A 24,209-nucleotide genomic window follows, 5' to 3' on the forward strand; every position below is an offset into this window, starting at 1 on the left:
CGACTATGTCAAGTGCGCCGATTGCATTACAATTATACCTGATGCAAACTTCAGACTTGCGATTTAAGCAATACCAGCCTGTGTTGGCAACAACTTCAGGGATTTTTTTCGTCTCGACGGCGTCGATTTTTATCCGCTTTGCTCAGCAAGAAGCTTCATCGATTGTAATTGCTGCAACAAGGATGGTGATTGCCAGTTTAGTGTTGATACCCGTCGCCTGGATCCGCCACTGCCCGGAGTGGCAAAGCCTTTCACGCGCAGAGCTGTTCAAAGGAAGCCTGGCGGGCTTATTCTTGGCGCTGCATTTTGCTGCATGGATCAGCTCTTTAGAACTCACATCGATTGCCAGCTCAGTGGTGCTGGTGACCACCACGCCGTTGTGGGTGGCTTTGCTTTCGCCCTTTATTTTGAAAGAGCCAATCCGAAGATCGGTGCTGCTTGGATTGCTGATCTCGATTGCTGGCGGCGTTGTCGTAGGGCTCGGGCATGCATGCCAGTTGATACATGGCGAATTTGTTTGCCAGGTCCAAACCTTCGACAGACAAAACCTGTTGGGTAATTTCTTGGCTTTGTTTGGCGCCTGGATGGCGGCCGGGTATATGATCATTGGCCGCCAATTAAGAAAAAAATTGAACACGATCTCTTATACTGCGCTGGTGTATGGTGTTTCCGCGCTCCTTTTGGTAATCCTGGCATTGATTGAGGCAGAGCCGGTCCTGTCTTATTCAGGCATAACATACGTATGGTTGATTGCGTTGGGAGTCTTCCCCCAATTGCTGGGACATTCGCTATTAAACTGGGCTTTGAAACACATCTCAGCCACCTATGTTGCCCTGACTTTACTGGGTGAGCCGATTGGAACGATTATCCTGGCGATGATCTTCCTTAAAGAAAGACCCACGCTCCTGGAAGCTGTGGGGTCTGTATTAATTATGGTTGGAATTGTGATCGGGTCAATCCGTCGTGTGAAACGGATCAATGGGGTAGAACCCGCCCCTTAGTATCTTCCAAAAATGCTTTGTAGATGGCGTCCTTTTCGGCTTGCGGCAATCGCCCGTAGAGGTAATTGGTTTCGTGTAGTCGTTGGGTTATGCTCTCAGAGATGGCATCAGGGTGCATCCGCCAGATCCAATTTCCGGAAGATGTGCCCGGGAAGTTCATCCTAGCCCAGGAGCCCAGGCTGAGAACATCCTGCATGGGCGCTAAAACCCAGTCAGCCACCGAACCCCACAGAGCCCTAATCATCGACCAGGCAATATCATGACCGGAGCGCGCCAGGTAACGCCGACAGAAGTCCTGTTCTCGTTCGGGTGCCGACTCATACCAACCCCGGGTTGTGTTATTGTCGTGGGTGCCGGTGTAGGCGACACAATTCAACGGATAATTATGAGGCAGGAAGTCGTCATCCGGATCGGATGCAAAGGCGAACTGAAGGATTTTCATTCCGGGCAGATTGTATTTATCGCGCATTTTTAGGACCGGCTCTGTGATCACGCCCAGATCTTCGGCGATGATGGGCAGTTCACCTAATTGCTCTTTGACCACATCAAGGAATCCTTCGCCCGGGCCTTTTACCCAGCGACCGATAACAGCATTTTCGTTACCGAAAGGTACCTCCCAGTAGGCTTCGAATCCCCTGAAGTGATCCAGTCGGACAATATCAACCTGCGATAACACCGCTTTCAAACGGGAAAGCCACCATTGATACCCATCAGCTTGATGGACATCCCATTTATATAGCGGGTTACCCCACAATTGTCCGGTTGCCGAAAAATAATCGGGAGGAACACCAGCCACCACCTCCGGATAGCCTTCTTCATCCAGGTAAAACAGGTCTTTATTCATCCAAACATCGGCGCTATCATAGGCGACAAAGATCGGGATGTCACCAATTATGCGGATGCCCTTTTCGTGAGCATAATCTCTCAATGCTGCCCATTGACGATGGAAAATAAATTGTTGATAGGATTGAAATTCGATGGCTTCCTGAGAATCCTTTGCGAACCTGGCTAATGCTTTTTGCTCTCGTTTTCTCAAAGGTTCGGGCCATTCACTCCAGGAACCACCACCCCGGGTTTGTTTGATCGCCATAAAAATCGTATAGGGAGCCAACCAATCTTTACAGGTATCTTTGAATTTCTCAAATTCGGCTTTAAGACCAGAGCTGGCTGTTTTCCTAAAGTGATCAAAGCTCCGTTGTAATAATTTAATCTTCCATTGGATCACAGGCCCATAATCAACCTCTTCAAGTGGAAAGTTGGGCCTATCCCTCAGGTCTGTTTTGGCTAGCAAGCCCTGGTCGAGCAATATGGTCGCGCTGATCAGGTATGGATTCCCTGCAAAAGCAGAAAAGCACTGGTAGGGTGAATCTGCGTAACCTGTAGGACCTAAGGGCAAAACCTGCCACAATTGGCATCCAGACCGACTTAGAAAATCAGTCCAGCGGTAGGCATCAGGGCCCAGATCACCAATGCCGTCTGGGCTGGGCAGGCTGGTAGGGTGGAGGATAACTCCCGAGGCGCGATTTAGTTCCATTGGCTACTCCTAAGCAGCTACATTTCGCTGGTTGGAAAGTTCAAGATAAATGTCGATATATTTATGGGCTGAATTTTCCCATGAAAAATCCATTTTCATTCCATTGCGCTGGATATTTCCCCATAATTCAGGTTTGTTAAAATAGCGGATCGCACGTTTAACGGCATCCGCAAAGGCTGAAGGATAGGGCTTTGTAAACAAGAAACCGGTACCACCATCGACCTGGCGAGAAACAGGCAGGATGGTGTCAGCCAAACCGCCGGTCTTTCGGGCAATGGGGACGCAACCGTAAAGCATGGCAATCATTTGTGAAAGACCGCAGGGCTCGTATCTCGATGGCATCAAGAATATGTCTGCGCCTGCATAGAGTTGATGAGCGAGTTTATTATCGTAATCAATCACTGCGCGCACACGTTCTGGGAACCGAGTTTCCAGCTCGCGTGCAAGATTTTCAACAAAGGGGGTTCCGGTCCCCAGGAAAATTGCCTGCCATGGAAGATCCTGGCAATATACTAAACCCTTTAATGCAATATCGATCCCCTTTTGAGGGTCCATTCGGCTGATGAGAGTCAGCAGCGGCACCTGATCGTCTTCAAGGAGGTTGAATGTGGATTGTAGAGCGCGTTTGTTTTCCAAACGCAGGGATAGTGATCGATCTGAAAAGTTTCGCTGGACATGGGGATCATTTTCGGGGTCCCACAGGGTTGTATCCAGTCCATTGATGATACCGGTCAATGCAGTTTTTCGAGTTTGCAGGAAATCCTCTAACCCACAGCCAAATTCCGGTGTGAGAATTTCCTTTGCATAATTTGGTGAGACTGCAACGATTTTATCTGCATACAATAAGCCCAGCGGCAGTGGAGCATGGCGCGCCCAATCGGGAAGCAACGTGTTTTGTGTGGGCGGCAATCCGTAGTCTGTCAGACTTTGCTGTATGCCATAGCCCATGAAGGGTAGGTTGTGTAAATTGTGGAGGGTTTTGGTTCTGGCAAGGGGAGCAGAATGTTTTGCACATTCCTTCAGGGCATAGATGGCAATGGCGGTGTGCCAATCATTCGCATGGAGGACATCTAGGCGCCAATTAAGAAATTCTGCCAATCCCAGGGCTGCCAGCGAAAAAAAGACGTATTTTTCACCATCCTCGCTCGTGATAAGTGAATAAACCTGAGCCTCTGCCGCAATTGGAGCACCATCCAGGAAGTAGATTGGATATTCGCCGTCAGCATAACGATAAACCTGGCAAGGAATGGTCTCCTCTTTTTTTGCAACAGGGAATTCACCGAGAAATTCAACCTGAAAACCTTTCTTTTTAATGGCTTGGTGATAGGGCAGGGCAACACGGATATCGATAGGGTGGGAATCGGGATGCTGTTCTGCAATATGGTGAATGGCAGCGGGCAAGGCGCCAGCGACATCGCCCAAACCGCCAATTTTCACAAAGGGTTCAGATTCTGCAGCAACGAAGAGAACATTAACCGTCACGGATGAGCCACCTTTTTTCTATCGCGATGAAAAATATGCTTGAACAATTTCAATGTAATCCTGAGTTTCTGCCATTTCAGAAGAAGCACCCAGGTATTCAATCAGTTCCTGGATCGTATTTGATTTTCGGATTGCATCCTCTCTGCCCCAGGTGCGGCTTTTAACCTCCAGGAAATGACCCAAATCGGGGTTAATTAGCGTGTCGATATTGATGTAGAAATCGGTGCCCTTGTATTGGATTTTGAAGCGGAGTCGATTCTTTTCAATGTCGATTTCACGAACGGGAGCGAAATATTCGCGGTAAAACCTTAGAGAATGGGTGGCAGGGGCATAATAGCGACTGCGGGACAGGACAACATCATGTTCAAAGGTATCTTCTGAGGAAACGCCTACGAGCGTCAGCCGGCTGCGGACCTGAGTGACCTTGCCCTCCCTGTTGATAAATTCATCCTCCCGGTAGCGTAAACGACCTTCGCTTTCGTCTTCGAAAAAGAAATATGTGTCATATTCGCGGTAATGCCGGGTGTATTCAACGTCGATAGCCTCTTTTTCAAGGGCTTTGATGATTGCATCGGGATTGTTGATGCGCACCTTTGATTGGACTTCAAAGCTCTCTTCTTCCATTGCGCCGCCAATCGCAATGAGCTTGGACAGTACTGAGCGTTCTCGTTTGATGAGGAAGGCATCTATTTCTTTTGCATAGGACCGGGCTTCCAGTATCAATTGACGCTCATCCAGGGTGAGCAGATCGCGATCGCGCATCAGCCAGCGACCATTGACCATCACATCACTGACATCGGTTGATTTTGCCGCGTAGATCACCTGGGCGTAAATCCCGTCGGGGTTGTGTTTGAAATTTGGAGAGTTGTGCAACTCATCAATTCCAATCAAGATCATGTCTGCCCGTTTTCCAACAACAAGGGAGCCTATCAAATGGTCTAAATGGATTGCTTTGGCTCCCATACTGGTGGCCATAGCCAGGGTCTGTCGGGCAGGCAGAGCAGTGGGGTCGCCCGAGACGCATTTTGCAATCATTGATGCCAGACGAATCTCTTCGATCATATCCAGGTCGTTATTGGAAGCCGGCCCATCGGTGCCAATGCCCACGTTCAAGCCCAGCTCGAGCATGCGGGTGACATTGGCGAATCCGGAAGCCAGCTTCAGGTTCGAGGAAGGGTTATGGGCAACACCAGCGCCCGCATTCTTGATGGTTCGCATCTCGCCCTCGTCAATATGCACGCAATGCGCTGCGATCACTTTGGCATCAAAAATCCCCCGCTTACGAACGTAGGGTACCACTGGCATTCCAAATTCTTTGCGGATGTTCTCAACTTCGTTTGAGGTTTCGGCAATATGTGTATGCAAAGGGACATCGTATTTTTGAGCTAATTGTGTGCAAGCGAAGAAGATTTCATCCGTACAGGTATAGGGTGCATGAGGAGCAACTGATGGCACAATCAGAGGGTGGTCTTTCCAGATCTTGATAAAGTCTTCTGCCGCTGCAAGCGATTCTTCATAAGAGGCTGCATCCGGTGTGGGGAATTTTAGAACGGTTTGTGAACAAATTGCTCGTAAGCCTGCTTCTGCTGTCGCTTCGGCAATGTCGTGTTCAAAATAATACATATCCACAAAAGTGGTTACCCCGGTGCGAATGGATTCTGCGCAAGCAAGCTTGGTCCCCAAGCGGACAAATTCTGGCGAAACAAATTCTCTTTCGACAGGCATCATGTAACCCATCAACCATACGTCCAACCGGAGGTCATCCGCCAGTCCGCGCAACAGGGTCATGGGAACATGGGTATGAGCATTGATTAAGCCGGGCATAAGGATCTTTCCCTGGCAGTCCAGCAAATTTTCTGCCTGATAGGCATTTTGAATTTCTTCCTGCCTTCCAACGGCAAGGATGCTGTCACCGGAGACAACAACCGCGCCAGGTTCGTATAGATTAAATTCATCATCCATTGTGAGGACAATGGCGTTGGTTAATATCCAATCTGCGTGTATCATTTTGTTTCCCTTTCAGAACCACCTTTGATGTCTTTTAGATAGCGCCTCAGAAATTCCAGCCCGACATGCTTTGCCCAAATCTGAGCATGTTGAATGGGTCCGCCGTAAAACCTCGTTACGCTGGCTGTTTCACCGGCGCCCTGCAGCGCCAGATGGAGTGTGAGGTGATCGTCAATATTGATAGCAATTCCAAACACAAGGCTATCGGTGAAAGCCATGTATTCAGAAGCAACGATTTTTGTTAATGTCGCCATATCGATTGGCGTTGTAAGCCGGGGGTCAATGAATATAATATTAGCCTGGTTTGTCGAAGGAAAAATCCTTAATTCTTCTTCAAACCCCGCGATGATGACTCGCAATTGTAAATTATTTTCTTGCAACAAAGCTGTAACGATGCTATCGAGGGTTTCATTATCACGACCATAAATATTGTCTCCCAGGCGTTGGTACAGGTCGTCAATAATTGGAATTATCAACTGGTCTGCTTCCTGCTCAGAGCTGGCTTTTGCCGTTATGCGTATGTCGACCTGACCAGGATGAGCGAGTAAGCCAACGGTTGGATTGGATTTTCCTTCCAGGTCCGCGATGATTTCGTCGATTACCGATTCGCCCATGGAGGCGACATGCAAAACAGCGGCTTTGATGATGTGCGCTTCCAGTTGAAAGCGCTGCTTCAAGAAGGGAATAACGTCGTGGTGAAGAAGGTGCTTCATCTCCTGGGGGACGCCAGGCAATGAAATAATAAATTTCGAATCTTGTTCAACGATGAAGCAGGGCGCGGTGCCAACCGGGTTGTGAATGGGGATGGCATTTTCAGGAATATAAGCCTGTCGACGGTTATTTTCTGTTGGTTTCCTACCAAAATTTTTATATCTTTCGACGATTTGTTCCCACAACTGATCGAGGAAAACCAGCTGGCGACCTACGGCGTCAGCGACAGCCTGGCGGGTCGGGTCATCGATGGTGGGTCCCAATCCGCCCGTGGTGATGATGATGTCAGCGCGCTGCAAACCTTCTTTGATCGTGTTAGCAATGCGGTTTGGGTTATCTCCGATGGTTGTGATGCGATAGATATCAATGCCATGATCGCGCATTGTTCGGGCGATGTAAGTGGAATTGGTATCTGTGATTTCCCCGAGAAGAAGCTCGGTACCGATAGTAATAATTTCTAATGTTGGCATAATTCCTCTATATTGATTTTATCCCAAAATTTGGACTTAATCTGCATCTGGAGAAGTTTCCTTGATGGGGTATATTTTAATTGAATAAGATTAACCCATATACGGAAAAAGATATATGACCTATCAAAAACGTATTGGCAAAATTGGTGAAGCGATTGCTGCAAAACACCTGGCAAGTAAGGGCTATCAAATCCTGGACCAGAACTTTACCTCCCGATTTGGTGAAATAGACCTGGTGGCGCTTGATAAGGATTGTGTCGCATTTGTTGAGGTGAAGACGCGCACCTCCGTTGGATTTGGACATCCAGAGGAAAGTATTACTGAGTCAAAGCTTGAAAAATTAGAAAACACGGCTTTGTTGTGGTTGGAAGCCCATCCAGAAGCACCGGATGATTGGCGAATTGACGTGATTGCAATTCTTCTTGACCACCAGGATAACCTTAGGGAATTAAAGCATTTTGTAAATACGATCTAATGTCAACGGAAGTAAAAAAGCCCTTAATAATTATTTTAGGCCCAACAGCCGTTGGAAAGACGACTGCGGCGATGGTTCTGGCACGACGCTTTGGCGGGGAGATTGTCTCGGCAGATTCAAGGCAACTGTATCGCGGGATGAATATTGGAACAGCAAAGCCAACTGCTGATGAAATGAATCTGGTTCCTCATCATTTAATTGACGTCGCCGATCCTGACCAGGTGTGGAGCCTGGGGATTTACCAACGTGAAGCCTATCGAGCGATCGGTCAGATTCATGGGCGGGGTAAGCTGCCTTTTCTGGTGGGCGGTACGGGTCAATACATCCGCTCAATCATGGAGGGCTGGCTAATACCGCCGCAGGAGCCTGATATTGCCCTGAGGAAGGCAATTACACATTGGGCCGAAATCATCGGCTCAGAGGCCTTGTACGACCGTCTGGAGCGAATTGACCCGGATGCCGCCAGGCAAATAGACCATCGCAATGTCCGCCGCACGATTCGTGCGTTGGAAGTGATCTTCAAAACAGGTGAACGCTTTTCAGATTTACGCCAGAAACAAACCTGTCGTTACCATTTATTTGTAATGGGGATCAACCGACCGAGAGAGGTTCTGTATGACCGCATTGACCAACGGGTTGACGAAATGTTGAATCAAGGCCTGGTTCAGGAGGTGCAGGGGTTGCTGGAGGCTCAGCTTTCACCTGACCTGCCGACGCTATCGGCGATTGGTTATGCTGAGATTATCCAGTATTTACAGGGTCAGCTCAGCCTGGAAGAAGCGGTTGCGTTGATTAAACGCAATACCCGGATTTTTGTCCGCCGACAGGCAAACTGGTTTAAACCCGATGATGAACGCATCAAATGGTTCACGGTCAATACAAGCGATGAAGATGCCCAACTGATTGATGCTATGGATACTTATGTCAAGGAAAATTTATAAAATGGATCAAACAAAACCCTGGTTAGCCCAATATGATGAAGGCGTCCCCGCTGAGGTGGAGATTCCCAACCGCTCGCTGGTTGACCTATTTGCTGACGCAGTTCGAGAATCAGGAGATGCAACCTGCACAATCTATGAAGGAGAAGAGCTGACTTATCAACAGGTCGATGATTTCTCTGAACGAATTGCAGCGTACCTGCTTGACCAGGGCTTAAAAACAGGAGACCGGGTAGGCATCCTGTTGCCGAACTCTCCGGCTTTTGTAATCAGTTTTTTCGGAATACTTAAAGCGGGTGGAGTGGTGATGGCGCTGAACCCGGCTTTCCGGCTGGCAGAAATTGAAACACAGACTATCGAATCAGGGATTCGCGTTCTGATATTGAAAGAAGCTTTTTACACGACAGTTAAAACCCAGCCTTTTATGAACGACATCAGAACGGTTGTTGTCGACTCGGAGGCTGGCACAGTCCTTCCAGATGGTGATACGACCTGGGAAAAAATCATGGAAGCCTTTGCCGGTTGTGTGCCGGTGAATGTCGACATCAATCCTGACGACCCGGCGGTGTTCCAGTATTCGGGCGGGACAACTGGCATACCCAAATGCGCGATCGGGCTGCATCGCAACCTGGTTGCGAATGTTTACCAATTTAATCACTGGCTGGTGAATACCGAGCCTGGAAAAGAAACCATTTTGGTGGCAATTCCTGTTTATCATGTATACGGGATGGTCTTGGGCTTAAACCTGGCTGTAAAAATGAGGGCACGCATGGTGCTGATCCCTGATCCAAGGCAGCTTGACTACTTATTGGATGCAATCCAGACCTACCAGGCTTCAATTTTCCCTGGTGTTCCCAGTTTGTATGCAGCGATCAATCATTATCCACCTGTTTTAGAGGGAAAATATGATCTATCTTCGATAAAAGCCTGCATTTCAGGCTCTGCGACGCTGCCGATCAAAGTCAAGCACGAATTCGAAGCGCTCACCCGGGGACACCTGGTTGAAGGCTATGGCCTTTCTGAAGCGCCTACGGCCACTCATTGTAATCCAATTCTTGGTGAGAACCGTGAAGGTTCTATTGGATTGCCGCTCCCGAACGTGGATTGTAAAGTCGTTGACCTTGAGTCCGGAGAGCATGAGGTTGAAATTGGGGAGATTGGCGAATTGATCATCAAAAGTCCACAGGTGATGGCCGGATATCATCGGCGCCCAGAAGAAACAGCGCTGACCTTGCGAAACGGCTGGCTGTTTACCGGAGACGTCGTACGGATGGACCAGGATGGGTATTTCTACATTGTTGATCGAAAAAAAGATGTGATTAAGGTGGGGGGATTTCAGGTGTGGCCAAACGAGGTAGAAGCGGTGATCAACAAACATCCCAAGGTTAAGGAGGTTGCTGTTGCCGGGGTGGTTGATGAGCATGGAAATGAGGCAACAAAGGCCTGGGTGGTGCTGAAGCCGGGAGAAGAAAGCTCAACCGAAGAAATTCGGAGCTTTTGTGATCAATACCTCACGCGGTACAAAATTCCCAAACACATTGTGTTCATTGATGAACTCCCGCGGACGACAGTCGGAAAGGTGTTAAGGCGAGTTTTAGCGTCTGAGGAGTAAAAGGCAAAACAAAACAAAAAGGCTGTGAAATGAGTTACACAGCCCTTTAAGTGTGCGGAAAGTTACGATTAAACCGCTATTTGCGGGATGCCGCCTGTTTTTTCAACAGGCGTGGGGAAGATCTCGAAAAACTGTGCCGCAGTGATTGATTCAACTTCCAGGAGTTTTTCGGCAACCTTATCTAATTCCGTGCGGTATTGGTTTAAGATGTCTTTGGCTTTCTGGTAGGCATTTTGAACCAGTTCCTGGATGGCTGTATCAATCTGCTCGGCGATATGCTCCGAATAATCGCGTTGTTCAGAAATCTCGCGTCCAAGGAACACCAATTCTTCTTTCTTTCCGTAGACCATTGGACCCAGTGCATCACTCATGCCCAGGCGCATGACCATCGTTCGGGCCAGTTTGGTCGCCCGTTCCAGGTCATTGGAGGCACCGGAGGTGATATCGTTGAACACGATTTCCTCTGCTGCACGACCGCCCAGCAGGGTGATCATATCGCTCATAATCTGCTTGCGTGATTTGAGCATGCGGTCTTCCTCTGGAAAGGCGATGGTGTAGCCGCCAGCTTCGCCGCGTGAAATTATTGAAACCTTTTGGACATTATCCGCTTCAGGCAGTGCGTTAATCACAACGGCATGGCCGGCTTCATGGTAGGCGATGATCCTCTTTTCGCTTGGATTGATCAAACGACTTTTACGCTCCGGTCCGGCGATAACCCGTTCAATTGATTCCATAAACTCGGGGCGTTCAATGATGCGTTTATTACGACGGGCAGCCAGAATTGCAGCTTCATTGACAAGGTTTTCGAGATCTGCACCGACAAATCCCGGTGTTGACCGGGCAATATCGGCCAGATCGACATCGGGAGCTATAGGCTTGCCTTTGACATGGACTTCGAGAATTTCTTCACGTCCTTTGATATCGGGCCGATCAAGAGTCACACGACGGTCAAAACGACCTGGGCGCAGCAGGGCAGGGTCGAGGATGTCAGGGCGATTGGTCGCTGCGATGATAATCACATTGGTATCAGTATCAAACCCATCCATTTCGACCAGGAGCTGATTGAGTGTTTGTTCGCGCTCATCGTGGCTGCCGCCCAGCCCAGCACCTCGATGACGCCCAACAGCATCAATTTCATCCACAAAAACGATGGAGGGTGAGTGCCGTTTGGCTTGTTCGAACAGGTCTCGAACCCGGCTTGCACCAACCCCAACAAACATTTCAACAAATTCAGAACCTGAAATCGAAAAGAAAGGAACGCCCGCCTCTCCTGAGACAGCTTTTGCCATGAGGGTTTTCCCGGTTCCAGGCGCACCAACCAACAAAACGCCCTTTGGAATCCGTGCACCAAGGGCAATGAATTTTTGCGGTTCGCGCAGAAATTCAACGATCTCTTGCAGCTCTTCTTTGGCTTCTTCCACGCCAGCCACGTCTTCAAAAGTGACTGTAGGGTGGTCCCCTGTGAACATGCGGGCTTTCGATTTGCCAAAAGACAGGGCAGCGGTGTTACTGCCCTGTGCCTGGCGAAAGATGAACCAGAATAAAGCAATTAAAATTATGAAAGGCAGAATGTAACTGAGAATGGAGATAATGCCAAGAAAAGATCCGGGAAGTTTAATGTCAACTGAGATATCTTCGACGGCCAGATCGTCTGGTGTAACACCCAAATCGATTAATTGGGTGATTAATGGTGTGTTGGGATCTTTTGTGGACGATTTTTGATCGTTATTTTTGTAAGTTATCTGAAGTCGGCTATCATCTTCGGTGATCGATTTGACCTTACCTTCGCGAATATCGGCAGCGAGCTGATTGATGGGAATATCAACAACTTTTGCGTTTTGTTGGTTAACGGTAAAGTACACCATCGCGATAATTGCTGTAAATAGCAACACATAGATGATAAACGATTGGCTACGGGGTTTCACTGATTCCTCCAGATGATGAATGCATCTTAATTATTGTTTATCTAACTTTCGTATTATACCAACCCTGAATATGGATTTCTAGTAATCTCCCGGAACGATCAACAAATCTAACAAATATCTTATAAATTTACAGCCCGGCGAAGCAACTGCCGGTCGTGATCGGCGATCTGGTATAAAAAGTCGTTAATGGTTTGAGCAGATTTCTCATCCAGTTCTTTTGATGCTTTCAGGTAGAATTCTTCGAACCGTGACAAAGTCGACTTTCGCGCGGTGATAAAGCGGGCTAATATTTCTTGTGCGTTGTGATCTTCTCGATTCAGATGCTCACCCAAGGAAGGGGATTGATGAATAATGAAATCGTCAATCCTTTCCAACATGCTTTTACCCCACAAATTCAGGTGAACCTGCTTTTCAAACCAGATCAGAGAATTAAGGGCTTCAACGACCCGCGTTTTGGGTGGATTTTTCACAACATTGGGTCCCCAATCCGGTTTGGCTCTGATCCATGTATCGAACACAGCAGGCGTTGCGCGCATGGTGGCGATGTTGACCCATGGATCCGATGTTGGTGAGCGCCGAGGTGTGTGTATCACCTGTTTCAGCCAACTTTTGACATCAACCAGGTTGCCGCCTTCCCATGAAATTCTCTGGTTTTCTTGCTTAATCCAAAAAGTTTCAAACCCAAAGGTATCCATGGGAAACAGGTCGTCACTGGGGTTATCGCCGATCATCACGGCGGGCATCTCTGGCCAACCCATACGACCTAAAATTTCCGCATAATATGCCAAGTTTGGCTTGGTAAAGTGAAAATCATCATAAGCCGTGAACAACTCAAAATCTTTGGGGTCCAGTCCTGACCACTGAATTCGCTGGTAGGTTGCAGTATGGGGGAAGAGCGGGTTGGTGGCAATGGCTACCGGCATTCCCTCCGACAAGCACCACTTCACCAGTTCAGGGGATTCGGGTCTGGCCTGGACAACGGATTTGATTCGGGGATACTGCTGTTGATAAAAAGCATCCAATATCGGTCGACAGGCTTCCGCGGTCGTTCCTAATTGAGGATAAAAATTTTCGTCAAAGACTTCTTTCAAGGTTTTTGCCGGATCCCGGTTGGCAACCATCATCTCCACTGCAGTATGAATCTGAGAAGCAATTATTTCTTGCTGACCAAGGTGACTAAGAGTTTGACCAAGTAGATCAAAATATCGGGGAAGAAATCGATCCATATGGGTCGATAAGAGGGTTTCATCAAGGTCAAACAGGACAGTTAGCGGCATCAGGCTTCTTTGAAGAGATCAATGATGGGGTGACATTCGCTACATCCCAAATAGGGGTTTTCAACATCTTGAAGGGTTTTTGTACAATAGGCACTCACAACAACCCGTTTTTTCAAGCCAAACAGGCTGGATTTTATCGCTCCCGACAAAATCATGTGTGGACATGCATTGGCCCGAGTAATCTCAGGAACGGGGCATGATATACAATATTTCAACTCCCAGGGCGGATTCGATTTTTTGAGCAAGCGACACTCTTCATGGTGCTTGCCGCGGTGATAATCACCGTAAAAATATGGGCATTCTTTTCCAGTGGTGGGGACTCTCATCACTCCCTCGTTTTGGTCAGAATCCTCAAGTCAAGATGTTGACAAAAGTTAATGAGTTTGGGAAAACCTCACACGCGAGTGACATAATTTCCATTGCGCGTATCGACGCGAATGGTGTCGCCCTGGTTAACAAATGACGGCACCTGGACTTCGAGACCAGTTTCAGTCAGCACCTTTTTGGTCACTCCAGTCGCTGTATCTCCGCGGACGGCGGGTTCAGCTTTGGTCACCAGCAAATCAACAGAAGTGGGCAATTCAACATCCAGCGCTTCGCTTTCGAAGAACATCAATTTGACGTCCATGTTGGGCTTAAGATATTGTGTTTGGTCGCCAAGGGTATCCGCTTTGACGGGGTATTGCTCGTAACTCTGGTTGTCCATAAAGTAATACAAGTCTCCGTCAGCATATAAAAATTGGGCATTGTGATAGTCTAGGCGGATATCCTGTACCCGGTTACCTGAGTTGAAGGTCATCTCTAAATTGGTGCCTTTGCGAAGATCACGGGCTTTGATGCGAATAGTAGCCGCGCCACGGCCGGGTTTGTTGTGGGCGTAATCCACCACTTTGTACAAATTGCCATCCTGCTCAAAGGTGACCCCTTTGCGTAATTCGTTGACATCGATCATGAATATTTTCCTTTACTTCTTAAAAAACAACATCAAGATTATAGCCCACACATTCCTGCTTTACAAGTCACCGCTCAGACTGGAAGCGGATATGTTTTGGTTTATAATTCGTTCACGCTGAAGTGAGCTCGCTTGAGATTATCTTAGTAAAATGTCGATAGCTTGCTGAAATGCCGCTTGACAGTGCAACTGTTTTAGACTCAGACTGTTATACTTAATGATATTATTCGCTAGTTTTTTGAAGAGAGGAATTAATTTATGATTTCTATTCATAAGATCGATGTGAAGGATCAAGCCGATGTAAAACGCTTTCTTGCCCTGCCTTTTGAACTGTACGACGGGCATCCTCAGTGGGTGCCACCATTTATTACAGATGTGAAGGCCATGCTAAATCCAAAGAAACACCCTTTTTATGAACACTCAGAGGCTGAATTTTTCATCGCCTTAACTGATGGGAAGGTTGTGGGCAGGATTAGCGCCCTGGAAAACAAGCCCTTCAACCTGTACCATGATGTAAAGGACGCTGAGTTCTACCTGTTTGAATGTGTCAATGACCAGGAAGTAGCTGATGCGCTTTTTAATACCGTCTTTGAATGGGCACGAAAACGGGGATTAAACCGATTGGTTGGACCCAAGGGCTTTGGCCCGTTGGATGGTTATGGCATCCAAATTGAAGGATTTGAACACCGCCAGATGATGAATATGATGAATTATAACTATCCATACTACAGAGAACTGGTGGAAAACCTGGGTTTCACCAAAGTGGTAGATTTTGTGTCAAGCTTTGTGAACCCGCAAGAGTTTCAGCTGCCGCCAAAAGTTAGGAAAGCAGCAGATATCGCTAAAAAACGAGGTACCTTTGAGGTTTTGGATTTTAAAAACAAGCGTGAGCTGAAAAGTTGGGCTGGAAAGATTGGGCAGGCTTACAACCAGGCCTTCGTGAAAAACTGGGAATACTATCCGTTGACTCAGCGTGAAATTGACTTTGTGGTTGACAATGTGATGACAATTGTTGACCCCAACCTGATTAAAATCATTGTGAAGGATGGAGATGTGGTCGGGTTTGTTTTCCCCTTCCCGGATGTATCTGCCGCAATGCAAAAAAATAAAGGCAAATTGGGTCCAATTGCTATCTTGCGTTTACTGTTAGAAATTAAACATACCAACTGGATTTCTTTTAACGGTGTGGGTATCTTGCCTGAATACCAGGGATTGGGTGGGAATGCCATTTTGTATGCCGAGCTGGAAAAGTCGATGCATCAATATCCGAAGTTTATTAATTCCGAGTTGACCCAGGTGGCGGAAACTGCAGAACAAATGCGCAAGGATTTAAAAAACCTTGGTGTAAAGTTTTACAAAAACCATCGAGTATATCAGCGAGAACTATAAACACTCGTGACCAAGCGCTGTTAAAAAAGAAAACCGAAGGGGTACTCATACTCCTCCATTGGTTATATATTATGGTGAATCAGTCCCTTGCATCAATCATCAGGTTCTTAAACAAACCGGTTATTCAGATGGATTGTTCTGTTAATATATTCTTAAAATAGGATTGATAAACTCAATCATTATCATCTGTTCCTATTTGTTTATAAGTCAAATGGGGTAGACTAATCGCTTTGACACCTGTTTGAAGAAATGGATCGAGACAATTGATGGAAGAACAAAAACTTGAAAAGAAAATTTTAGGAATTTTGCTGGTCATACTATTGGTAGCTGTTATTGGTTCAACTATATTTATTATAATTACCATTAATCGGACGATAGAATCGGCAATGTCCCCTGTTAAAAATGTGAACAATGTGCTCAGCACACAGGTTTCGCAGATCTTTAACCCCACGCCAACGGTGATTCCCGATCCAGTCACCATCATCAGAGAGGTGCAGTCACTTGCGCGATTGGAAACGATTCAATATTCTGTAGAGAAAGTGATTACAGCTGAGGTTAACCAGGGTATTCTGGGACCGCTATTTGGCGATAAATTATTGTTGGTGGCGCACGGTTATGTCATTGCTGGTGTAGACCTTGCGCACCTTTCAGTCAGCGATCTACGGTTGGAAGATGATGTACTTTACGTCCACTTGCCGGAAGCCGAGGTTTTTGTTGCTGCACTTAATAATGAAAATTCATACATCTATGATCGCACAACGGGATTGTTGCGTAAAAGCGATGCTGGTCTTGAAACTGCAGCACGACGAATTGCCGAACAGGAAATCTATAACGGGGCAGTAGAAGATGGTATTTTAGACCAAGCTCAATTGAACGCAGAAATCTTCCTGGAACGGCTATTTAACACGCTTGGTTATTTACGGGTGATTTACGAATAGTTTGAATTCACCTTATGGGATCAGAGTTGATCCCGTGGGGGTGTCAAAAAATTATTTCTTTTTAGGTTTAACCATCTTTGCGGGCACCTGAATCCGCACTTGCTGGTTTTGCAGGAACTTGATTAACAGGCGAACGCGTTCGCTGCCTTCGATACGAGCGTCAAAGATTGCCTGGTATCCTTCGAAGGGTCCGCCCAGGATGAGCACAGGATCGCCCTGGGCAAGCTGTTCCTGATGTTCAGGTTTTGTTGTGTTAATGCGTTCGAGATTGTGTTTAATGCCAGTAATTACTTCGTCAGAAACGATGGCTGGATTGGAATCAAAGCTGACAACACGGTTGACACCAGGGATATACATTAGACTCGATAGAGGAGTTGCATTTAAATCAACGCGTACAAACAGGTAACCCGGGAAAAATGGTATTAACTTGCGTGAACGCGGGTTCACCGGGTTCACACGTAAACGCGGGTAAAAAACCTCGATCTGGCGGTGTTCCAATTGCGAGAACAAAAAGTCCTCTCGATGAGGTTTACTTTGAAGTACGTGCCAGGAGAAACTCATTGCATGTTTATTTTGATGGTTGCAAAGACCATACAGTCGTTATCGTTATTTACTTGATTCTTCATCAGGCTTATTCTTATGATACCACGTACACCAATTGATATCACCCAAATAAGTATTCGCCTGCTAACTCTTGCTGCGCTCCCATATTTCAATGAAGATTATTCCTCAGTCAGAATAAGGTTCTTGCGGTTTAAGTAAATGATTGTGAAAAAGAGATCGATCACATCATGATCGCGAAACAACTGCCACAATTTCGTGTTATATCAATTTGTTTTGGCAAAGATAAAATTGTACTTAATTATTTCACCAACCATCAAAATGATCAGGTTAGTATCAATTATTCTTTTTTCTTTTTTGTCAGACGAAATAAAAAGAAGCCGATGAGGGCTGTAAGGATTCCGCCAACGATACCTGCAATCTGAGCAGAATTGATTCCTGGATACGAACCGATCCCTATGTAGTCGGCAATTAAGGAAACAATCGCGAAGAGAAAGCCAATGACGATGAAAATCAGACCAACTGTTTTTTTGGACATATTATTCTCCTAATAAACGTAGAAATCTATAAAAGCTGAACAAATTTCTGTGTGAAATGGACGTGGCCACTGTCTGCTTATATGATAGCAGCTATTTTGAGTTTATGTTGGAAAATTCAAGAATTCTCTACCCTGAAAAAAGGTTTGAATGAAATATTCTAACCAATGTTACGATCCAATCATCTGCAACTTAAGGGTATCATCAGCATTTCTTAAAATGTTATCGTTATCCTAATAAGCAAAGACAATCATTATATCCAAGAGAATAATGAGACGTTGCTGATAATCATTTCGAAAAATATCCTTAAACAGAACAAACCTGCTCTCGAAATGGGAATGCTTTCAGATAATGGTTCAATTTAGAAATGATACACAGATGCCTTGTGCTGGATGGGGCCAAATCACCACAATTTGCCGGTGAAAATATTAGCTCTTGGTTGAATTCATTTGGGCAAGTTTAATGATCTGGTCATATCCCTGGTCAATCAAATTAACGATCTCAGCAGCGACACCTGCTGCTGGCTCTTGTGTTCCATAGGGATCAGGGACATCTTCCGATCTCCCTGTAACGACCTCAGTGAGAAGATAGATACGATCAGCAAAATCAGGAAATTCCAGGCAAAGCGCTTCTTTTTGGTTATTTTCCATGACGAGGATTAAATCCGATTTGGAAAGCATCGACCTTGTTATGAGACGAGATTTGTGTAACGACAAATTTAGTGCGTACTTGTCGGCTTCAAGTAATGCGTCAGTAGTAACAGGTTGACCTGGAACTGTCCAAGTCCCTGCACTGGAGACAGAAATGAAATTGTCATCACCTTGTTTGACAACAGACCGGGCAAAATAGATCGCGGCAATCGGAGATCGAAAGCGGTTGGCTGTACACACGAATAAAATGGAAGGCATTTTGATTTCAAACCTTAATCTAAATCGATCTTACTCATAACGTGGGATCAATATCCACTCTCCTTGCTGGAGAAGGTGCCCTGGTCCCATATTATTGTACCGGCTAATTTCCTCAGCTTCCATATTAAGTAGCTGAGCCAGCTCTAACAAGGTGATGCCATCTGTTGTTACTTGAATTGGCTGAAAGGATGGAAGGCCAGTAGTATCGGAAAGATCGAGAGGAACAACCACCAACCAATCCGGATAAAGTACTGATGGAAGCTTATAATTTATTGTGCGAATGGCTTCTTCTGTTGTGTTGTAGCGGCCAGCAAACTGGCCAATTGATTCCCCTTCTAAAACACGGATAATAATAAATTTCCCCTGTTTGCCAATGGGTGTTCCCAGTTCAAACACAGCAGGGGCCCTCGTGGACGTTAGCGTTAGTGAGGGAATGAGTGTTTGAGTGGGTTCAGAGGTGGCTGTAGCCGTTATCGTGGCTGTGAATGTGACTGTGGGTGCTACTGTTAGGCTGGGGACAACTTCTAGGGTAGGAGATGGAGGTAATGTTAGCGGGAGAGCTTGCTGAGTGTTTTTCCAGGCTGGCACAAACATCCGATCAATTTGGTTGAAAAGTTGTAACCGATTAGCATTTATCAAAAAAATGCCTGAAATTAAAATTGGCGTTAAAATAGCCCATAAGATGATTTTTGGATTATTCCCCGTTTTTTCTTTTGGCTCTATGATGTTTGCAGGAAGCCTAACACCAGGAGGACTCGAAAAGATCGGACAATTGAGATGTTGGTCTGTCAAACACGTGGTGCGTTGAAAATATAATTGTGGTGTAGGGTGCCCTTTGGCATGAAAGCAGACATTTCCTTTTGAGGGAAAGGAGAAGTTGGTTGTTGGATCACTTTTCAAGCCCAGGTGCGGGCAAAAATGTTGAACAGAATTTTCCATTGTCAATCGTTTATTCTTTGTTTGCGTGTATTGTTCTAAAATGGGCGAATTGTTGCTTTTCCCTGCCAACAATCTGTCCAGTTATGATCTTGGAGGCTGGTCTGGCATAGTCAGATTTGATACTTTCGTTGGACCACGGGTCACTTTCAAAGAAGCTCAGCGAAAATTGTCCATTTTTCTCAATGTGACATGATTTCAGGGTTGTGGTTTTTCTCTTGGGACTAATAGCCAGTCTCCTTTGCGTAATAAGTAATTTTCTTCAATATTGTTGTAATAAATCATCTCTTCTAGTGAAGCAGATAATTTAATTGCTAAATCTTGAATTTTAATATATTCTTCCTCAACCTGGTGAGCTTCAAATAATGGTAATTTACTTACAGCGGTAATATTTTCAGGGATAACGACCAGCCAATCGGTCCACAGCGGAATGATCAGGTCGAAATTAATGTCTTTAATTGCTTCAACGCTTGTGTGATATTTATTTGCAAAAATTTGCAAGGTTTCACCCTCGGCTACACGGTGAATGATAAATTTTTGATCGCCACCAATCGGCGTATCTAAAGTGAGGATGACTATTCTCGCAGTTGGCGTTGGCGGCACCTGGGTGTCTGTGGCAAGCGGTTCAGTCAGGCTGGGAGTGATTGGCAAAGTTGTTGCTGTTTCACTTGGCTGAACTGGTGTGATTGTCGGGGAGACTGAAGCAGTCGGCGATGGCGTGGACTGCTCATCGATTGTAAATAGCCGAGGCATCCCTGATCGGAAAGAAAAAAACAGTATGATGACTACCAACAGAATACCAATTCCGGTGAGTAGAAATAGTTTATCTTTTGATAACGTTTCTTTCTTGAGTGAGATCTCTTTGGGCATTTTGCTACCGGGCGCGGATTCATAAATCGGGCAATGAAGATAAGCACTGGTTAAACAATATGATCGTTGATGGCTAAGATTAGGGGTATCAACAGGTCGCACATGATAGCAAGCGTTTATTTTTAATGGAAAAGCTGAATACGAATCAGGATCTTCTTTAAGCCCGAGCTTTGGGCAGCTATTCTGATTCTGAAGATTCAGATGATCAGCGTTGTCGTTGCGCATTCAGCAATCCCTGTTTCTTTGGAAAAACGATAACAGTGCTCAATATTAAGGTGAACGGATTACTTTTTAGGCTCAGTCTCTATATCCTGGATAGGAATAAAGGGCTGATCGTTGTGACTATCAACATAATACTTTTCACTGCCATAAACATTTGGTGAGTAATATTCAAAGCCGCCATAATAATAACCCCTGTTGTGCGGGATGCGATTCATAACGACCCCAATTACGTTGGCGCCAAGCCGTTCAAACTCTTCTAAAGGTGTTCGAGCTACCAACGAACGGGTCTTACCGGGGCGAATGACATAAATTACTCCGTCGGTTTTGGAGGCGAGAATTTGCGCATCGGTGACAATTGCTGGGGGAGTGTCAATCACAATCATGTCAAATTTAGCACGCAAATCCTCCAATATGCTTAACATCTTCTGGGTGCCTAATAATTCTGCAGGATTGGGCGGAAGGCTTCCAGAGGTAATTAAATTGAGGTAGGGGATTTCTGTGGAGAATTGGATAACATCATTAATTTCTAATCTGCCTCGAATTAGGTCAGAAAGCCCGACCCGATTTGGGATCATCAACCGTTGATGAACATTCGGTCGTCGCAAATCTGCATCAAGCAGGAGCACCTTCTTATTGCTGCCAGCAATGATGACAGCTAAATTTGAGGCAATGGTGGTTTTGCCTTCTTCTGGTCCAGAGCTGGTGACAATCAGCATCTGTAATTGTTGATCGACACTATAAAACTCGAGACTTGTGCGCATGGAGCGAAAGGCTTCAGAGATGGGCGAGCGGGGTTGGTCGGCAACAAATACACCTTTAGATTGACCCTTGTGTTTGCTTCGACCTGTCTCCATGTCCGCAACTAGGCCGATTACAGGCAATCCAAGAATTTGCTTTACATCCTCAGGGGTTTTGATTGTATCGTCCAGGTATTCCATCAGGAAGGCGATGCCTGCCATAAGGAGAAAGCCCACAGAGGCGTACAGCGCAGCATCCTGCATCGGTTTGGGAGAGATCGGTTTTTTTGGAATACGGGCCGGTTCAACTTGAATGACGTTGGGTGTGTTTTGAGCCCGCGTCAGGTTCAAGTTTTCGAGGCTGCTGATACTGTTAATATAGATTTGTTGATAGAGATTAAGATTAGTTTGCAGTTGTGAGATCTCGATAGACGTGTTAGTAGAGCTGTCAGGCACTCGACCTAAAACTGTTAGATTGGTAAATATTTGTTGATATAAAGCCAGGATTGGAGTGAGTTGTTTTACTTCTGCTTCAAGTTCGGCTGCTCGAGTCCGGTTGGCTTCGTGCTGAGCCTTTTGTTCTTCTGTGGCAAAGAGAGGATTAAATTCGCTAATCTTGGTTTCAAGTTCGACAATCTGGGTCTCCAGAGCAAAGATTTGTTCCTGGAGTTCATTGATTTCACTTTCCACTTGTGTTAACTGCTCCTGGACAGATGCGGTAGAAAGTTGATCAATTTGCGCCTGGAGAATTTCGATTTGCTCAAGGGCTTGATCTGCGCGTTGCTGCATGTTGCGTTCTGTTGCCTCGTAGCGCACAGATTGAAGGCGCTCGTTCTGATCGATGAGCACCTTGACCAACACGTTGGCAATCTCCGCAGCTTTCACGGGATCGGGATGGGTGACGGTAAGACGCATGAATTGGGTATCGGCGATTTGCGATGCACTGGCTGTTACATCCTGGGCGGAATACCCTAATTCTTCTGAGGCTTGATTCAGCAACGCATCTGTAGTAAGTAACTCGGAGTAGGTTTGGATCTGTTGTTGATAGTCGATATAGGCGTAATAATCGTAACCCGTGGTAGCAGCACGCAAAATTACAAAACGTGTGCTAGCCTGGAATAACGGCGTTTCCTGGCTGCTGATGTAATAGCCCAATCCGCCTGCGACCAATGCCCCCACCAGCGCAAGCCAGATCCAGCGTTTAGCGATGTTTACGAATTGTCGAAAATCCATAGGGCATTCTCCGAACGCAAAGAAATATAATAAATAATTTGTCTATTAAATACACTACTCACATCTTATCATACCCAATTGGTTTATTTTAGCCCATTTGATTGCATAATCATTGAGCTTAATAATTTTCAACCATTATCACCACAAATCATTATATCCAAAATTAATGAACCCTGCAATCATAGCGTTTATTGGTTGTGAAGCGTCCTGTTCCGTGGGAATACGGTTTGCAGCAGTTTTGTCATGAGCCATTCGCCTCCATCCATTTTATGAGCTCTTGTTTGGCTTCCTCATGAACGACGTCAACCCTGACTGCCTTGATTTTTGTGATAATTTTCCAGGTGGTTATCCCGTATGATTTGAAAAGCTGCAAAAACCGAACGGGATAAAATAAGTAAATCTTAATCGAAGTGGGGGGAGTATTGTACAAACGCGCCATGGTCGCTTTTGGGAGAAAAACCCGTGATAAGATTAATCTGAATTTGTTGATCAAACCGGGCATTGAAGACAACCTGGCTAAATCGGGAGTTATTGCTGCTTGAGGATCATGAGTTGAGAAAACCTGGTTCCTTGCCTCAGCGAGCAATTCTGGTGATACCAGTTCTGATTTGAAATGAGGCAGCACGTCCTGGGGAATTTTTTCACCAAACAAATCAACCAGCAAACTAAAGGTAAGGGCAACGATTCGTTCAACACGCCATTCCTTGGCTATTTGAAATAACATCTTCCAGTTTATTTCCCACTGGTGAGCTTCAAAGACCTTTATGAAATCGTATAGTCCACGGAGATTACCTTTGAGTTGGTGCTGGTATGTAAAATGGATGCAGAGGTGAAGCAGCAAATCTTCGGTACTCAGTGCCATTGCATCTTCGCCGGCGATGGGAGCAGGTACTGCCCGCTGCCATAAACCATCGACATCGATGTTGAAGGGCCAATCACCCTCGGCAATCGACCAGTGCAGTTCAAGATAAAGCTTCTGATTTTTGATCAGCGGAGGCACGTGTTTAATATCAATATTTTCTGCATTGACATTGAAATACGTTGAGGGATGATAATCGATTGCTGTAAGAATGGAGAGGGCTTTGGAAAAATCTTGCTTTTTAAGTAATAAATCCAAATCCGCCATCGGGCGCAATGAAATGTCGTCATAGATATTGTCAATCAGGTAAAGGCCTTTCAAGCCGATGACATCGATATTTGATTGATGCAATACCTCAAGCACTTGTTTTGCTTCATGAATGAGAATTAAATTATTAACCGCAGTGATGCGTGTTCTTTCTTGCAATTCTTCAAATTGCTTTTTTGAAATAATACGGGTTAAATCCTGTTTCACTAAAAACTTATACAATATCGCTGTCAGACCATTTTTATTGGCTAAATCAATCAACAGCTCCCACTCTTTTGGTAAAAATTGTCGCAACTGGTTATTTAAATCTTGAGGATCTCGTTCAGACGAAATCAATGAACATAGCAAATTAATCATGCATCAATTGTA

At 45.8% G+C, this 24,209-nt stretch carries 21 protein-coding genes; 6 read left to right on the top strand and 15 right to left on the bottom strand.

The features are described 5' to 3' along the window. Positions 1-5: 5 nt before the first annotated feature. Complete coding sequence (locus CFX1CAM_RS05270) at positions 6-1,001, top strand: DMT family transporter (RefSeq protein ID WP_087862010.1); 996 nt, start codon at positions 6-8, stop codon at positions 999-1,001. On the opposite strand, the gene malQ is transcribed toward CFX1CAM_RS05270, so the two are convergent. Genes malQ through CFX1CAM_RS05290 form a run of 4 tightly spaced genes read right to left on the bottom strand, consistent with a single transcriptional unit; the run spans position 976 to position 7,205 of the window. Next, on the bottom strand, positions 976-2,535 hold the full coding sequence (malQ, locus tag CFX1CAM_RS05275; RefSeq protein WP_087862011.1) for a 4-alpha-glucanotransferase: 1,560 nt from the start codon (positions 2,533-2,535) through the stop codon (positions 976-978). The two genes, CFX1CAM_RS05270 and malQ, sit on opposite strands and share 26 nt — an antisense overlap. A gap of 9 nt (positions 2,536-2,544) precedes the next feature. After that, positions 2,545-4,017 carry a glycogen synthase gene (locus CFX1CAM_RS05280; protein WP_087862012.1) on the bottom strand — a complete coding sequence of 491 codons (1,473 nt, stop codon included), beginning with the start codon at positions 4,015-4,017 and terminating at the stop codon, positions 2,545-2,547. A gap of 18 nt (positions 4,018-4,035) precedes the next feature. Beyond that, positions 4,036-6,024, bottom strand: coding sequence for an amidohydrolase family protein (locus CFX1CAM_RS05285; RefSeq protein ID WP_087862013.1), 1,989 nt, complete (start codon positions 6,022-6,024; stop codon positions 4,036-4,038). After that, entirely contained in the window at positions 6,021-7,205 is a 1,185-nt protein-coding gene (locus CFX1CAM_RS05290; RefSeq protein WP_087862014.1) for a competence/damage-inducible protein A, read from the bottom strand. Before CFX1CAM_RS05290 ends, CFX1CAM_RS05285 begins: the two co-directional genes overlap by 4 nt. Before the next feature lie 115 nt (positions 7,206-7,320). Here CFX1CAM_RS05290 and CFX1CAM_RS05295 point away from each other — a divergent pair, with 115 nt between their 5' ends. Genes CFX1CAM_RS05295 through CFX1CAM_RS05305 form a run of 3 tightly spaced genes read left to right on the top strand, consistent with a single transcriptional unit; the run spans position 7,321 to position 10,230 of the window. Next, positions 7,321-7,680 (top strand): YraN family protein, encoded by a 360-nt coding sequence (locus CFX1CAM_RS05295; RefSeq protein ID WP_087862015.1) that lies wholly within the window; start codon positions 7,321-7,323, stop codon positions 7,678-7,680. Beyond that, positions 7,680-8,621 carry a tRNA (adenosine(37)-N6)-dimethylallyltransferase MiaA gene (gene miaA / locus CFX1CAM_RS05300; protein WP_087862016.1) on the top strand — a complete coding sequence of 314 codons (942 nt, stop codon included), beginning with the start codon at positions 7,680-7,682 and terminating at the stop codon, positions 8,619-8,621. Before CFX1CAM_RS05295 ends, miaA begins: the two co-directional genes overlap by 1 nt. A gap of 1 nt (position 8,622) precedes the next feature. Then, entirely contained in the window at positions 8,623-10,230 is a 1,608-nt protein-coding gene (locus tag CFX1CAM_RS05305; RefSeq protein WP_162287655.1) for a long-chain-fatty-acid--CoA ligase, read from the top strand. A gap of 68 nt (positions 10,231-10,298) precedes the next feature. Here the strand turns inward: CFX1CAM_RS05305 and ftsH are convergent, their stop codons facing one another. The 4 genes from ftsH to efp form a co-directional block, all read right to left on the bottom strand. Beyond that, positions 10,299-12,155 carry an ATP-dependent zinc metalloprotease FtsH gene (gene ftsH, locus CFX1CAM_RS05310; protein WP_269457044.1) on the bottom strand — a complete coding sequence of 619 codons (1,857 nt, stop codon included), beginning with the start codon at positions 12,153-12,155 and terminating at the stop codon, positions 10,299-10,301. A gap of 119 nt (positions 12,156-12,274) precedes the next feature. Then, on the bottom strand, positions 12,275-13,432 hold the full coding sequence (locus CFX1CAM_RS05315) for an HAD family hydrolase (RefSeq protein WP_087862018.1): 1,158 nt from the start codon (positions 13,430-13,432) through the stop codon (positions 12,275-12,277). Further along, a complete protein-coding gene (locus tag CFX1CAM_RS05320; protein WP_087862019.1) occupies positions 13,432-13,758 on the bottom strand; it encodes a hypothetical protein in 327 nt (108 codons plus the stop codon). The genes CFX1CAM_RS05315 and CFX1CAM_RS05320 overlap by 1 nt, the downstream gene beginning before the upstream one ends. A gap of 68 nt (positions 13,759-13,826) precedes the next feature. Beyond that, positions 13,827-14,384: an elongation factor P gene (efp, locus tag CFX1CAM_RS05325; protein WP_087862020.1), complete on the bottom strand. Its 558-nt coding sequence runs from the start codon at positions 14,382-14,384 to the stop codon at positions 13,827-13,829. A gap of 258 nt (positions 14,385-14,642) precedes the next feature. Here efp and CFX1CAM_RS05330 point away from each other — a divergent pair, with 258 nt between their 5' ends. Both CFX1CAM_RS05330 and CFX1CAM_RS05335 read left to right on the top strand, forming a co-directional pair. Then, on the top strand, positions 14,643-15,773 hold the full coding sequence (locus tag CFX1CAM_RS05330; RefSeq protein WP_087862021.1) for a GNAT family N-acetyltransferase: 1,131 nt from the start codon (positions 14,643-14,645) through the stop codon (positions 15,771-15,773). Positions 15,774-16,039: 266 nt separating this feature from the next. Beyond that, positions 16,040-16,711 (top strand): DUF4230 domain-containing protein, encoded by a 672-nt coding sequence (locus CFX1CAM_RS05335; protein WP_087862022.1) that lies wholly within the window; start codon positions 16,040-16,042, stop codon positions 16,709-16,711. 51 nt (positions 16,712-16,762) lie between these two features. Here the strand turns inward: CFX1CAM_RS05335 and nusG are convergent, their stop codons facing one another. The 7 genes from nusG to CFX1CAM_RS05370 all read right to left on the bottom strand — a co-directional run bounded on the left by nusG (position 16,763) and on the right by CFX1CAM_RS05370 (position 24,197). Then, positions 16,763-17,272 (bottom strand): transcription termination/antitermination protein NusG, encoded by a 510-nt coding sequence (nusG, locus tag CFX1CAM_RS05340; RefSeq protein ID WP_087862023.1) that lies wholly within the window; start codon positions 17,270-17,272, stop codon positions 16,763-16,765. Between the two features lie 340 nt (positions 17,273-17,612). Further along, positions 17,613-17,810, bottom strand: coding sequence for a hypothetical protein (locus CFX1CAM_RS05345; RefSeq protein ID WP_087862024.1), 198 nt, complete (start codon positions 17,808-17,810; stop codon positions 17,613-17,615). 426 nt (positions 17,811-18,236) lie between these two features. After that, positions 18,237-18,716 (bottom strand): arsenate reductase/protein-tyrosine-phosphatase family protein, encoded by a 480-nt coding sequence (locus CFX1CAM_RS05350; RefSeq protein WP_087862025.1) that lies wholly within the window; start codon positions 18,714-18,716, stop codon positions 18,237-18,239. Between the two features lie 30 nt (positions 18,717-18,746). After that, a complete protein-coding gene (locus CFX1CAM_RS05355; RefSeq protein ID WP_157891733.1) occupies positions 18,747-19,724 on the bottom strand; it encodes a hypothetical protein in 978 nt (325 codons plus the stop codon). Positions 19,725-19,850: 126 nt separating this feature from the next. Then, positions 19,851-20,747 carry a LysM peptidoglycan-binding domain-containing protein gene (locus CFX1CAM_RS05360; protein WP_087862027.1) on the bottom strand — a complete coding sequence of 299 codons (897 nt, stop codon included), beginning with the start codon at positions 20,745-20,747 and terminating at the stop codon, positions 19,851-19,853. Between the two features lie 59 nt (positions 20,748-20,806). Then, on the bottom strand, positions 20,807-22,714 hold the full coding sequence (locus CFX1CAM_RS05365; protein ID WP_087862028.1) for a polysaccharide biosynthesis tyrosine autokinase: 1,908 nt from the start codon (positions 22,712-22,714) through the stop codon (positions 20,807-20,809). 241 nt (positions 22,715-22,955) lie between these two features. Then, positions 22,956-24,197: a nucleotidyltransferase domain-containing protein gene (locus CFX1CAM_RS05370; protein ID WP_087862029.1), complete on the bottom strand. Its 1,242-nt coding sequence runs from the start codon at positions 24,195-24,197 to the stop codon at positions 22,956-22,958. Between the last annotated feature and the right edge of the window lie 12 nt (positions 24,198-24,209).

The sequence above is a fragment of the Brevefilum fermentans genome (assembly GCF_900184705.1).
GTDB lineage: Bacteria > Chloroflexota > Anaerolineae > Anaerolineales > Anaerolineaceae > Brevifilum > Brevifilum fermentans.

Coding starts and splice junctions, on each gene's coding strand:
- nusG (WP_087862023.1), bottom strand. CDS start 17,272: ATGAGTTTCTCCTGGCACGTACTTCAAAGTAAACCTCATCGAGAGGAC.
- CFX1CAM_RS05360 (WP_087862027.1), bottom strand. CDS start 20,747: ATGCGCAACGACAACGCTGATCATCTGAATCTTCAGAATCAGAATAGC.
- CFX1CAM_RS05330 (WP_087862021.1), top strand. CDS start 14,643: ATGATTTCTATTCATAAGATCGATGTGAAGGATCAAGCCGATGTAAAA.
- CFX1CAM_RS05335 (WP_087862022.1), top strand. CDS start 16,040: ATGGAAGAACAAAAACTTGAAAAGAAAATTTTAGGAATTTTGCTGGTC.
- CFX1CAM_RS05345 (WP_087862024.1), bottom strand. CDS start 17,810: ATGTCCAAAAAAACAGTTGGTCTGATTTTCATCGTCATTGGCTTTCTC.
- CFX1CAM_RS05315 (WP_087862018.1), bottom strand. CDS start 13,432: ATGCCGCTAACTGTCCTGTTTGACCTTGATGAAACCCTCTTATCGACC.
- CFX1CAM_RS05365 (WP_087862028.1), bottom strand. CDS start 22,714: ATGGATTTTCGACAATTCGTAAACATCGCTAAACGCTGGATCTGGCTT.
- CFX1CAM_RS05320 (WP_087862019.1), bottom strand. CDS start 13,758: ATGAGAGTCCCCACCACTGGAAAAGAATGCCCATATTTTTACGGTGAT.
- CFX1CAM_RS05305 (WP_162287655.1), top strand. CDS start 8,623: ATGGATCAAACAAAACCCTGGTTAGCCCAATATGATGAAGGCGTCCCC.
- miaA (WP_087862016.1), top strand. CDS start 7,680: ATGTCAACGGAAGTAAAAAAGCCCTTAATAATTATTTTAGGCCCAACA.
- CFX1CAM_RS05370 (WP_087862029.1), bottom strand. CDS start 24,197: ATGATTAATTTGCTATGTTCATTGATTTCGTCTGAACGAGATCCTCAA.
- malQ (WP_087862011.1), bottom strand. CDS start 2,535: ATGGAACTAAATCGCGCCTCGGGAGTTATCCTCCACCCTACCAGCCTG.
- CFX1CAM_RS05350 (WP_087862025.1), bottom strand. CDS start 18,716: ATGCCTTCCATTTTATTCGTGTGTACAGCCAACCGCTTTCGATCTCCG.
- CFX1CAM_RS05270 (WP_087862010.1), top strand. CDS start 6: ATGTCAAGTGCGCCGATTGCATTACAATTATACCTGATGCAAACTTCA.
- CFX1CAM_RS05285 (WP_087862013.1), bottom strand. CDS start 6,024: ATGATACACGCAGATTGGATATTAACCAACGCCATTGTCCTCACAATG.
- efp (WP_087862020.1), bottom strand. CDS start 14,384: ATGATCGATGTCAACGAATTACGCAAAGGGGTCACCTTTGAGCAGGAT.
- CFX1CAM_RS05295 (WP_087862015.1), top strand. CDS start 7,321: ATGACCTATCAAAAACGTATTGGCAAAATTGGTGAAGCGATTGCTGCA.
- CFX1CAM_RS05290 (WP_087862014.1), bottom strand. CDS start 7,205: ATGCCAACATTAGAAATTATTACTATCGGTACCGAGCTTCTTCTCGGG.